General features: G+C 61.4%; 11 protein-coding genes. All 11 read left to right on the top strand.

Translation table 11 applies throughout. From position 1 onward, the window contains the following. Window positions 1-638 precede the first annotated feature (638 nt). The 11 genes from EKN07_RS12620 (at window position 639) to EKN07_RS10125 (ending at window position 11,719) form a co-directional block, all read left to right on the top strand. The gene (locus EKN07_RS12620; RefSeq protein ID WP_164546649.1) at window positions 639-1,427 is read left to right on the top strand and encodes a hypothetical protein; all 789 of its coding nucleotides are present in this window, start codon (window positions 639-641) and stop codon (window positions 1,425-1,427) included. Then, a complete protein-coding gene (locus EKN07_RS12880; protein ID WP_206435714.1) occupies window positions 1,424-2,209 on the top strand; it encodes a hypothetical protein in 786 nt (261 codons plus the stop codon). Before EKN07_RS12620 ends, EKN07_RS12880 begins: the two co-directional genes overlap by 4 nt. Then, window positions 2,209-3,252 carry an HAD-IIA family hydrolase gene (locus EKN07_RS10160; protein ID WP_108715682.1) on the top strand — a complete coding sequence of 348 codons (1,044 nt, stop codon included), beginning with the start codon at window positions 2,209-2,211 and terminating at the stop codon, window positions 3,250-3,252. Before EKN07_RS12880 ends, EKN07_RS10160 begins: the two co-directional genes overlap by 1 nt. Before the next feature lie 205 nt (window positions 3,253-3,457). Beyond that, the gene (locus EKN07_RS12615) at window positions 3,458-3,607 is read left to right on the top strand and encodes a hypothetical protein (RefSeq protein WP_164546655.1); all 150 of its coding nucleotides are present in this window, start codon (window positions 3,458-3,460) and stop codon (window positions 3,605-3,607) included. A gap of 3 nt (window positions 3,608-3,610) precedes the next feature. After that, window positions 3,611-4,444 (top strand): TlyA family RNA methyltransferase, encoded by an 834-nt coding sequence (locus EKN07_RS10155; RefSeq protein ID WP_108715681.1) that lies wholly within the window; start codon window positions 3,611-3,613, stop codon window positions 4,442-4,444. Continuing rightward, complete coding sequence (locus tag EKN07_RS10150) at window positions 4,444-5,283, top strand: NAD kinase (protein ID WP_126146319.1); 840 nt, start codon at window positions 4,444-4,446, stop codon at window positions 5,281-5,283. Before EKN07_RS10155 ends, EKN07_RS10150 begins: the two co-directional genes overlap by 1 nt. 48 nt (window positions 5,284-5,331) lie before the next feature. Then, a complete protein-coding gene (recN, locus tag EKN07_RS10145) occupies window positions 5,332-7,029 on the top strand; it encodes a DNA repair protein RecN (protein ID WP_108715679.1) in 1,698 nt (565 codons plus the stop codon). Between the two features lie 10 nt (window positions 7,030-7,039). Further along, window positions 7,040-8,209, top strand: coding sequence for a putative cytokinetic ring protein SteA (gene steA / locus EKN07_RS10140; RefSeq protein ID WP_241228174.1), 1,170 nt, complete (start codon window positions 7,040-7,042; stop codon window positions 8,207-8,209). A gap of 14 nt (window positions 8,210-8,223) precedes the next feature. After that, window positions 8,224-9,234, top strand: a complete 1,011-nt coding sequence (locus EKN07_RS10135; RefSeq protein ID WP_108715678.1) for a copper transporter — start codon at window positions 8,224-8,226, stop codon at window positions 9,232-9,234. 35 nt (window positions 9,235-9,269) lie between these two features. Further along, window positions 9,270-10,082: a hypothetical protein gene (locus tag EKN07_RS10130; protein ID WP_164546654.1), complete on the top strand. Its 813-nt coding sequence runs from the start codon at window positions 9,270-9,272 to the stop codon at window positions 10,080-10,082. Continuing rightward, window positions 10,079-11,719: a lipid II flippase MurJ gene (locus EKN07_RS10125; protein WP_126146316.1), complete on the top strand. Its 1,641-nt coding sequence runs from the start codon at window positions 10,079-10,081 to the stop codon at window positions 11,717-11,719. The genes EKN07_RS10130 and EKN07_RS10125 overlap by 4 nt, the downstream gene beginning before the upstream one ends. Window positions 11,720-11,812 lie beyond the last annotated feature (93 nt).

The following is an 11,812-nucleotide window of genomic DNA, read 5'->3' as shown; positions in this document are numbered from 1 at the left end:
CTCGCCGTCTCGTGGATCATTCCCCTGGCTCATCGACCGTTAGTATTCGCCGACGGGCAAACACTGCGACGATGATGCAGAGACAACAGTGCCAACCATGAAAACCAACAAGGACGGCGGCAAACACCGTCCCCAGCAGCACCTCGACCAAGATCCACCACGCCGACCCACAAGCCACATCACGCCGACACGGCTCGCCCGTGCCAACCCACCAACCAAATTTCCCGGGCTTTCAGCAAAACGCCGGATCATTCACGCAAAACCACGCAAAACCACGCAAAGCCACGGAAAACCCGAAGAACCCAACGGCACCCCACGACACGCACCACCAACACTCGCACACGCCACCAGCACCGCGCCACAGCGCCCGGCGCTCACCGCACCAAACACGAGCAACAGGCACACCGTCTAAAGCCATACCCGAGACCTAGCGAACACCCAAATGGCATTCCCACCTATGCCTAGAAGCAGGTACACTCTTAGCGTTGTCTCTACAACCATGATGCTTGCTTATAACTGAACCGCGAGGGTGGAAATGTCAGAGGATCAGAATACGTCGGGTGAATTCGAGCGCGAGGAGCGCCCATCCTCCGGGTGGCAGTCGGCCTCAGATCGACGCGCTAGGTCGTCCCGAGACGATGGTGGTCGTCGTCGGGATGATCGTGGGTGGAGTCGTGGTGATGATCGTCGTCGGGATGATCGACGCGGGTATGGCCGGGACCGTTACGAGCGTGGTGAAGGACGCCGCTGGGAAGACCGCCGTGACGACGACGGACGCGGTCGTGGTGGCTACCGGGAGGACCGGTACGGACACTCTGATTCCCGCCCACGCCGAGACGACCGCTACCAAGACCGTGGCGGCTACAAACGCAACGACCACCGAGACAACGACCGCCGCTGGGACAACGGCGACGGTTACCGAGGCCAACGCGAGAACCGGCGGGATCGTTACGGCGATGATGACCGGCGTGACTACCGCCCCCGCGGGCGCGACGACCGCGATGGTGGTCGTCGTCGGGATGATCGTGGGTGGAGTCGTGGTGATGATCGTCGTCGGGATGATCGACGCGGGTATGGCCGGGACCGTTACGAGCGTGGTGAAGGACGCCGCTGGGAAGACCGCCGTGACGACGACGGACGCGGTCGTGGTGGCTACCGGGAGGACCGGTACGGACACTCTGATTCCCGCCCACGCCGAGACGACCGCTACCAAGACCGTGGCGGCTACAAACGCAACGACCACCGAGACAACGACCGCCGCTGGGACAACGGCGAGGATCATAGGCAACATCGCGATTCTGAGCCCGAATTGCCGGAGACGGTATCAGCGAAGGATCTTGATTCCGAGTCGCGGCGGCACCTCATGGCTCTGCGAAAGGAAACCGCAGACAGAGTTGCGCGGCACTTGGTCTTCGCGGGTTCGATGATGGATGTCGACCCTGAGATCGCCTACGAGCACGCGCGCGCAGCGTATCGTCGCGCAACGCGGGTGGACGTTGTGCGGGAGGCCCTGGGGGTGGCGGCCTACCTGACGGGGCGTTATTCTGAAGCGCTTCGCGAACTGCGGACATATCGTCGCATGACAGACGACTATAGCCATGTTGCGCTGGAGGCAGACTCAGAGCGGGGACTCGGGCGTCCGGAGAAGGCGTTGGCATTCATATCGGAGATTCCGCTCAAGCGCCTTGCTCCCGAGGAGCAGATTGAACTGGCGTTGGTCACCTCAGGCGCACGCGCGGACAGTGGAGACTCTGCCGGTGGTCTGGCAGTCCTGGAACGTATCAAGGTCGAGAATCTAGATGAAATGTTGCGGGCTCGCGTCGAGCTAATCCGCGCTGATCGACTGGCGGAGTTAGGACGAGAAGAAGAGGCCGAGGAACTTCGTTCGACCTGGAAGCCGGTGTACGACGAGAACGGTGAGGTCGAGGTCCTTGAGGATGAGGAGCTTGTGTCTGAGGGTGAGGGAGAGATCGATTCCGCAGGTGCAGGTGAGGAAATGCTCGGCGACGTTGACGAGCCTGAGCTAAGCGAAGGCGATGACGATGATCAGCGAGAGTTTGAATGGGACGACGACGCGTTCGCCGAGGAAACCGCCAGCGCTGGGGCTGAGCATGGCGATGGTCCGGAGGGCGTTGATGGTCCGGAGGGCGTTGATGGTCCCGAGCGCATTGATGATGCGCGAGACACTGATCAAGAGGAGTACGAGTGATGACCGAGACTTCTGCGGCCCAGACTCTTGCCTCCCGGTTTGATGTAGGACTCTTCGACCTAGATGGCGTCACCTACACCGGGAAGAATGCGGTGCCCCATGCGGCCGAAGGCATTCGCACCGCCCTGGCCAACGGCATGCGTGTCGCCTACGTCACAAACAATGCCTCTCGCACCGGCGAACAGGTGGCTGAACAGCTTGTTTCCTTAGGTATGCCTGCACGCCCCGAAGAGGTGGTTTCTTCGGCTCATGTCGCCGTTGGTCTTGCGCAAGAACGGCTTGCGCGCGGTGCGCGGTTGATGATCATGGGTGGCCCGGGCTTGCACGATGCCGTTGCCAAGGCCGACTATTTCACCGTTGTGCAATCGGCAGATGACTATCCGGAAGCGGTTATTCAAGGCTTTTTTCCGGAGGTCAACTGGGAGGCACTATCCGAGGTGGCGCTGGCAATCGCCAATGGAGCCATGTATATCGCTACCAATCTGGATAAGAGCGTCCCGCGAGAGCGGGGAATCATGGTAGGCAATGGCTCTCTTGTACTGGCGGTATGCAATACCACCGGCGCTGTCCCGCTGTCTGCCGGTAAGCCAGAACCAGAGATCTATCGCATGGCGGCACGCTTCAAGAACGCGGAGAACCCGTTGTTCATCGGGGACAATCTGGATACGGATGTAAAAGGGGCAGTGACCGCGGGCATTCCGTGTCTGCATGTTCTCACGGGCTTGGCCTCTGCCCGCGATATCGTTCTGGTTGAACCTGCACGTCGTCCCACCTACTTGTGTGACGATCTACGCGGACTTAATGAGCCCTATCCGGAGCATAGTCGCGACGACGATGGCTGGCATGTGGTGGGAGACCGCCGCGCCCGCTGGACCGGCACTGCCTTCGAATTGGGCGGAGCGCAGTTGACGGACCCGCTTGACTTGAACACTTATCGTGCCCTGGCGGCGGCGGCGTGGGCGGCCAGTGACGCCGGTACCGATGCGAAGGCTCTTGCCGCTGCCGTTCCGGAACTAACAGTGCGCCGGAAGTCCGAGCACTGACAACATGACGACCGCACCATCGGCCCGGTCAAGGGACGTGCGATTGAGGCGGGAGGGCGGCAGCTCCCCGTCGTCTGCGTGCATTTGAGGCGAAGGCGCGCAGGTTTGGATCGCGGGAAACCCCGTCGTCGGCGCCATACAGCGATGCCCGTGTTCTAAAAGTGTACGCTTCTGTTGCGGATGGCGACAACCACGGAGAATTATCATGACTGACGGTACACCGGTTCCACAGGCTCCCCTTGATCCGGAAAAAGCACTACAGCAGCTTGCCGAGCAGGATCTTGATGGGCAGATCGAGTCACTTGAAGCAGTGCACTCGGCCCTGACACGTAAACTCTCGCAGGCACAGGGTTAGACCATGGCACGGCTCATCCGCGTCGATGCCGAGCTGGTCCGCCGCAAGCTAGCGCGGTCCAGACAGCACGCTGCAGAACTGATTTCGCAAGGGGCGGTCTACCTTGACGGAGTAGTTGTGCATAAGGCGGCTCGACAAATGGATCCCGCGCAGGCACTGGTAGTGAAAGAAGGAAGTGGCGAGTCCTATGTTTCACGCGGTGCCTACAAGTTGATTGGCGCACTGGACGCATTGGCTGGCGACGGTCCGGTTATCAAAGGAAGGCGTTGTCTCGATGCAGGGGCCTCCACGGGAGGTTTTACCGAGGTGCTGCTACGCCGGGGGGCTGAACACGTGGTCGCCGTCGACGTCGGATACGGACAAATAGCGTGGAAACTACGAGAAGATCCACGAGTTACGGTGATCGAACGGACGAATGTACGTACTCTTGATCCCGCCCTTGTCGCCCCCGCGCCGAGCCTGGTAGTCGGTGACCTTTCTTTTATCTCTTTAGCGCTCGTGCTCCCCGCGTTGATCGCAGCGGCCACACCGGATGCGGACTTCCTGCTCATGGTCAAGCCCCAGTTCGAAGTCGGACGTGAGCTGCTCGGCTCGGGTGGTGTGGTTCGTGACCCCGCCTTGCATCACCAGGCGGTGCTGCGCGTTGCACAGTCCGCTCGCGATGCAGGCCTCGCAATCAAGGCGGTAGCGGCATCGCCGCTGCCCGGACCCGCCGGCAATGTAGAGTACTTTCTGTATATGAAGGCGGGCGAGCCGGATAGACTCGGTGAGACCCTGTCACGTGCTATTCAAGAGGCCATTGAGACAGGGCCGGTCGGCCCAAGGGTAGGAGACTGATGGATCGAAAGGTGGCGCTGATCGCCCACCCGGCGCGCCCAGACGTGGACCGCTCCGTTAAGGCGGTAACAGATGCTCTCACGGCCAGGGGAATTCGGGTGGAACTGGGGGAGACCCCGCAGGCCGTACGCGGTGCGGAGCTGATCCTGGTGATCGGCGGTGACGGCACCGTATTGCGTGCCGCGGAACTCGGTCGACCGGAAGGAACCCCTATCCTCGGCATCAACTACGGCCACGTAGGCTTCCTGTCCGAGGCAGATCCGGATGATTTGCCACGCGTTGTCGATCAGATTGCCGAGGGCCAGTGGGCCGTTGATCGCCGCATGACCATCGATCTGACGGTCACACTTCCCGACGGGACGGTGTTGCGGGACTGGGCTCTTAACGATGCCGCTATCGAGAAAGACGAGACCTCACGCATGATTGAGGTAGAAATCGGTGTGGACTCTCGGGAGCTTTCCGCCTTCAAGGTCGACACCGTTGTCTTCTCGACACCCACCGGTTCCACCGCTTACAGCTTCTCGGCGGGCGGCCCGATCGTATGGCCCGACGTCGAAGCGATGCTCCTGACACCGATCGCTGCCCATGCTCTATTCACCCGGCCGTTAGTGGTCGGGCCGACTTCAACGTTGGAATTGCGTGTGCATGCCGATAATGCGCGTGTATGGTGCGACGGGCTACGGATCCTGCCGGCTCCCTGTGGATCAACTGTTACTGCGGTACGTGGTGAGCATCCGGTGTTGTTGGCGCGACTGAACGATTCGCCGTTCTCCGGCCGTCTGGTGACGAAGTTCCAACTTCCTGTGACGGGATGGCGTGAACAGAGCAACTTACGATAGTAGATGAGCTGCCACAGTCGATGAGTTGTCATACGGTGGTGAGGTGCAATGATAGAGCGGGTTCGAATCTCAAATCTGGGTGTTATCGAGCACGCCGAACTTGAGCTTGGTACCGGCCTGACTGCCTTAACCGGTGAAACCGGAGCCGGCAAGACGATGGCTGTGACGTCGTTGCAACTCCTATTAGGTGCAAAAGCCGACCCGGGCAGGGTTCGTCAGGGGGCAGACTTGGCGGAAGTGGAGGGAACTTTCGTCGTCCCCGCGGATGCCCAGATTCTCGCGCGAGTGGCCGAGGTCGGCGGGCAGTGGGACGACGACGGCGACGTGGCGGTGCTCATCGTGGCCCGCCATGTGCCCGCCTCCGGACGCTCCCGCTCCTTCATCGGAGGCCGGTCCGTTCCAACCGCGGTGTTGCGGGAGATCGCCGGCGATCTCGTTACCCTACACGGCCAGTCCGATCAGCTCCGCTTAGCTACCCCAGCGCAACAGCGGCGCGCACTTGACATGTTCGGCGGCCAAGCCGTGGCGAACGCCGCCCAGGCATGGGCGGACGCATGGAACCAGCACGCCGCAGCACAAAAGGCACTCGCGGACTTTGAGGCTGATATCCGTGGCCAAGCAGAGCAGCGCTTGGCCTACGAAGCGCTGGTCCAGAAAGTAGATGCGGTTCGCCCGCAGCCCGGTGAGGACGATGAACTGCGGGCACAGGCACGGTATCTGGAGATGATCGAGCAGAACTATGCGGGAATATCGGAAGCTGCGGCGCAGCTCGCGGGATCCGACACCGTGGAGGAACCAGCGTTGACAACCGTGGCCATGGCGCGGCGGGCCTTAGATGACGTTGCTGCCGACGACCGGTTGAACGAGCTCCGACTACGTCTGTCGAGCGCCGAGAATGAGCTCAATGATATCGCCGCCACGCTGGCAGATTTGGCGGCGCACACGGCAGCGGACCCGGAGAAGCTGGCAGCGATCTATGAACGTCGGCAAGAACTGTCGGGATTACGCCGCGAGCTCGGCATGGGCATTGACGAGGCCTTGGCGGCTACCGCACGGGCTCGTGCGGCCTTGGAGAGACTCGGCGACCCCGAAGCCACGCGTGAAGAGCTTGTTCGCGAACTGGAAGAAGCGGAGGCGCGACGGCGGCGCTGCGGAGCCGACCTGCACTCGGCACGTGCGGAAGCAGCACGCGGGTTAGCGCAGCTGGTTCAAGCCGAACTCACGGATCTTGCCCTCCCGGATGCCAGATTCGAGATTAAGGTGGCGACCCACGAACCCGCTCCGCACGGAGCAGACGCAATCAGCTTCTTACTTGCCTCCCACCGTGGCGCACCATTGCGCCCGCTCGGAGAAGGCGCTTCCGGTGGAGAACTCTCGCGTGTCATGCTCGCCGTTGAGGTTGCGCTAGCAACACGGGACCATGAAACGGACCACACCTTTCTGTTCGACGAAGTCGACGCCGGAATCGGTGGGCGCGCCGCCCTGGCAGTGGGAAAACGTCTTGCGAACCTCGGCAATACAAGCCAGGTCATCGTCGTCACTCACCTCGCTCAAGTGGCGGCATACGCCCAAACTCAGGCCGTCGTCGTCAAGCGAGACGGCGCCGAAGCGGCGCGCACGGACGTCCTTAGCGTCGAGGGTGAGGAACGCCTCAATGAACTGGCGCGGATGCTGGGGGGAACGGCCTCAAAGACGGCACGCGCGCACGCCGCTGAATTGCTCGAGGGCGTGGATGTGGCACGATGACTTTGTGGCTATTCATTTCCGGCGGAAAAAGGACCCGCAGGATCCCGGTGAATCGGCGGGACCCGCGCGGGTTGATGCGCGCACCAAGAATCTGACCAAACGCCTGGAAGCGGGCGACGTCGCCATTATTGATCACAGCGATATCGACCGCGTGGCGGCTGAGGCGCTGGTCGGTTGTAAACCCGCAGCGGTGCTTAACGCCGCGAAGTCGACGTCGGGACGCTATCCGAACTTGGGGCCGGGGATCCTGCAGGAGGCCGACGTCTTGTTGATAGACGACCTCGGTTCGGCGGTCATGGACATCCGCGAAGGGCAACATGTACGCCTGGAAGAGGGGCGCGTGTACGTCGGCGACGAACTTATCGCCGAAGGCGTGGTACAAACTGCCGAAACCATCGCGGCTGACCAGGAGGCCGCGCGGGCGGGAATGAGCGTGCAACTCAAGGCGTTCGCCACCAACACCATGGAATATGTTGAACGCGAGCAGGACCTCATTTTTGATGGCGTCGGCGTGCCCGACGTCAAGACCAAGTTCGAGGGACGCCAAGTACTGGTGGTAGTGCGTGGCTATCGGTACAAAGAAGATCTTGCCGCGCTGCGTCCCTACATTCGCGAAACTCGTCCAATCATGATCGGCGTGGACGGTGGGGCAGACGCAATCCTGGAAGAAGGATTGCCACTGGACATGATCGTTGGTGACATGGACTCGGTATCGGACAAGGCATTGGCATCGGGTGCGGAAGTCATCGTTCATGCCTACCGCGACGGCCGGGCCCCGGGCCGGAAACGCGTTGAAGATCTCGGTGTTCCCCATGTCGTTTTTCCGTGCACGGGTACATCTGAGGATGTTGCGATGCTGTTGGCCGACGACAAGGGTGCCAAGCTCATTGTGGCAGTGGGAACCCACAACACTCTTATCGAGTTCCTGGATAAGGGCCGCTCGGGAATGGCCTCCACTTTTCTGACTCGACTGGCGATCGGCGGTAAGCTGATTGATGCTAAGGGAGTTTCGCAGCTCTACCGTTCGCGAATCTCCAACTGGCAGATTTTCGCGCTCATCCTCGCGGGATGCGTGGCTATCGGTGCTGCACTGACCGCCACGGCGGCCGGCCAAGCGCTCGTTGAACTGGTGTCGGTGTGGTGCGGCGACATTGTGCGCTGGTTCCGGTCTATCTTCTGATGTAAAGGAATATTATGGTCGACTTCAGGTACCATCTGGTGTCTCTGGTCTCGGTGTTCATCGCCTTGGCCGTTGGGATTATTCTGGGCGCCGGGCCGCTCCAGAACACGATTGGAAACGCGTTGTCCGGACAGGTGGAGACACTGCGAGAGTCACGCGATGAAGCACGTGATGCGCTGGACGCGGCACAAGAGACGCTGGAGAATGAGAACACCGCTCTGAGCGCGGCCGGGACTCAACTTGTGGAAGGGACGTTGACCGGACGCAATGTCGGATTGATCATGCTGCCCGGTGTCGATGACGAAACGGTCAGGGGCCTCGAGGACAGGCTCGAAAGCGCCGGCGCGACCATCAGTGGTGAAGTCAGACTGACCGAGAATTTCGCCTCGTCAAACCAGTCAACCTACCGCCAAGCCCTTGCTTCCCAGTTGGCTGACTACGCCGATTCACTTCCAGACAACGCCGGTACGAATGAGATAATCGCGGTTTTTGTCGATATGTACCTTCGCAAGGGAACCAGCGACGGTAACGTGCAGGTGTTTGCGGATTCTCTCACCGCTGATGATAAGAAGCAGCTGGTTAATGTAACCCGTGAGGTAACGGCACCGGCAGATGCCATTGTGATCGTCACACCGGCAACCGCTGAGTCAAGTGATGCCACTGCATCGGCAAGCCCTGACGCAGCCGAGATCACTGCGCAAAACGGCGTCTATACATCCCTCTTTACGACGTCGGCGGGACGGGGACCGACCGTGGCCGTCGGGTCGATGGTTCAGGACGACGACCCACTGGTCGGCATGCGGCGGGCGGATGTCGGCTCAACGGTGGACTCGGTGGGAACAGTCTCCGCGAGCATCAATACATCACTTGCGGTCGCCGCCGAGATTGTCGGCACACATGTCTCGCTCGGGTCCCAGGAAGGCGCCGAGGCGGTGTTGGGCACTCGCGTGAACGCTGCGGCATCGGCGCAGAGCACAAGCGAACCCAGTGAGAACCCCAGCGACAGCCCTAGCGAGGACCAGTGACCAGGGTCGGGCTGAGAACGGGTACGGCCCGTAAAATGGGCGCAATCGTCATGGGTGCCGCCGCTTCCATATTGGCCAAAGCTGTGATTAAGCGGCGTGAGGCTTCCTTTCGCAGCTGGGAGAGAACATCGTTCTCCGGCGCGACCGTGACGCTTACTGAGGGAATCGAGGCTGCGGCCGGAGTCTTGGTGTCGAGCCTCGTCGTGCCGTCTCATGCACGGATGGGCGCCGTCTTCGCGGTAGGAGCCAGTGCGGCTGCAGGCTACATCGACGACCAGCTGGAAGACCGTTTCCCGGCGAAAGGGAAAGGCTTGAAAGGGCATCTCGGCGCGTTGCGACGCGGGCAACTGACCTCCGGGGCCCTGAAGATTGGCGTTATCGGCCTGGGATCTGCGGTTGGTGCCGCCGCCTTGCCACATGAAGGCGGGCATATGCGACGAATCGGTCAGTGGACGAATCAAGCGGCGTTGATTGCGGGAACAGCGAATCTGGTCAACCTCTTGGACCTGCGGCCCGGGCGTGCCCTGAAAGCATCCATGATGCTGGCAGGGCCACTGGCCGCAGGAGGAAACACAATTGGTGGCCCGCTTGCCTGTGGCGTTGTAGGAGCCAGTGCCGTCGCCTTGCCAGAAGACTTGGCCGGTGTTGGCATGCTGGGAGACCTCGGCGCCAACTGTGTTGGAGCAGCCACGGGAATGGCGCTGGCATCGCTGAAGAGCCCGCTCCTGCGGTGGGGAGCGCTTGGTGGTCTTGTCGGCCTGACTCTCGCCAGTGAGAAGGTGTCGTTCTCGAAGGTTATTGAGGAGAATCGGCTTCTGGCGTGGATTGACAGTATCGGACGGGCATGAGATCGCCTGCAGCATCCGTGCTTGGCGCGGCGGGATCAATCGCTGTTCTCACCCTGCTTGCGCGTCTGGTTGGTTTCGTGCGGACCTGGGCGCAGAACGGTGCACTGGGAGACACACTTGCCGGTGAGGCGTATTCCACCTCGAATACCGTGCCAAATGTTCTGTTCGAAGTGGCTGCGGGCGGCGCCCTTGCGGGCGCGGTCATCCCTCTGATTTCCGGTTTCTTGGCCAAACGTATGCGCCAGGAACTTGAGCGGACCGCCTCTGCCCTCATCACCTGGATCGCGCTCGTCGGATTCCCGCTGGCAGGTATTGTGGTCGTGCTGGCCGGCCCCATCACCCGTCTGCTACTGGGAAGCGGAGTAGATGCGGGCGAACTGGAGCTGGCCCAGCGCTTGCTGCAGATGTTCGCACTGCAGATACCGCTGTACGGGCTGTCAGTGGTTCTGACCGGCATCCTGCAGGCTCACAACCGCTTCTTGCTGCCGGCTGTGGCGCCCATGTTGTCGTCGCTGACCGTGATTGGTACGTTCGTCCTCTTTGGCCATTTGGCGAACGGCCAGCAGAACGCACCGGCGAATTTGAGTAGCGCCGCCGTGTGCTGGCTGGGGTGGGGAACGACGGCGGGTGTCGTCGCGTTCTCTGTTCCGCAGCTCATTCCCGTTCTCAAATTGATACATCTACGGCCCACGCTCCGGTTTCCAGCGGGCGTCGCCCGGCGTGCGTTGCGGCTCATGGGTGCGGGGTTGGGTGGCCTTGCCGCACAGCAAATTCAGATCGTCACAATCATGGTGGTTGCCAATGCGCGGGGTGGTACCGGCGCCTACCCGGTGTACACCTTCGCGAACGCGGTCTACATGGTGCCCTATGCGGTTTTGGCAGTTCCCATTGCCACTGCAGTCTTCCCTCGTCTTTCCGCGGCAGCTGCGCTGCCCGGCCGTCCGGGGCTCTCCGAGCTGACAGCGCGATCAACGCGGCTCGTGCTGGAGATTGGAATCGTATGCGTAGCACTGCTCGCCGTGCTTGCGACACCGGCACAGTTGATTTTTGATATTCTGCGGCCGGTAGCGGGCATGGATATCGCCATGCGCGCGATGGCGCCCGGCCTGGTTGGCTACGCCCTCATCTACCATTGCTCGCGGGTGCTGTATGCGATCAACGCACCGAAGGCAGTCGCGGCGGTGAGTTCGGTCGCGTGGCTGAGTGTCTGCGCGGTTCTCGGCGTTGCGATGGTGATCGGCGTGGAAGGCCGGTCATCGGTGCTCGTGGCCATTGGCATTGCCATCTCCGCGGGGATGACAATCGGTGCTCTCGGTGAAATAGTGGCAATCCGCAGAGCACTTGGACCCGAGGCGACCCGCGGATACGGCAAGTCGGCGCTCATGGTGGCCGTTGCCGTCTCGGCAGCCGCAGTGTTGGCGCATTTCGGGGTGCAGGGCCTGTTGGCACTACTGGGCAGTGGTCTTTTGGGTGCACTTGTGGCGGCAATGGGGGGAGCCATCATACTCATTGCCGCAGGAGGTGGCACTATTCTTCTCGTGGATCGCAGCGCACTGAGTCTTACCGGTCGACCGGATGCGGCTCGTCTAAAAGTGCGAAATGTGCTGCAATCCGAAGAAGAGCAGCAAAGGGACTGATGGCGGCTCGGGTAGTCTGCCGGAGGTGTACCGCAAGTCGTATTGTCAGCGGTGTCGTGATAGGAGGGGCTCCGTCACTCTGATAGTCTGAAG

It is taken from the genome of Actinobaculum sp. 352 (assembly GCF_003957265.1).
Lineage (GTDB): Bacteria > Actinomycetota > Actinomycetes > Actinomycetales > Actinomycetaceae > Asp313.
The sequence above is the reverse complement of the archived record's forward strand: the minus strand, read 5'-3'. Positions and strand labels throughout refer to the sequence as shown.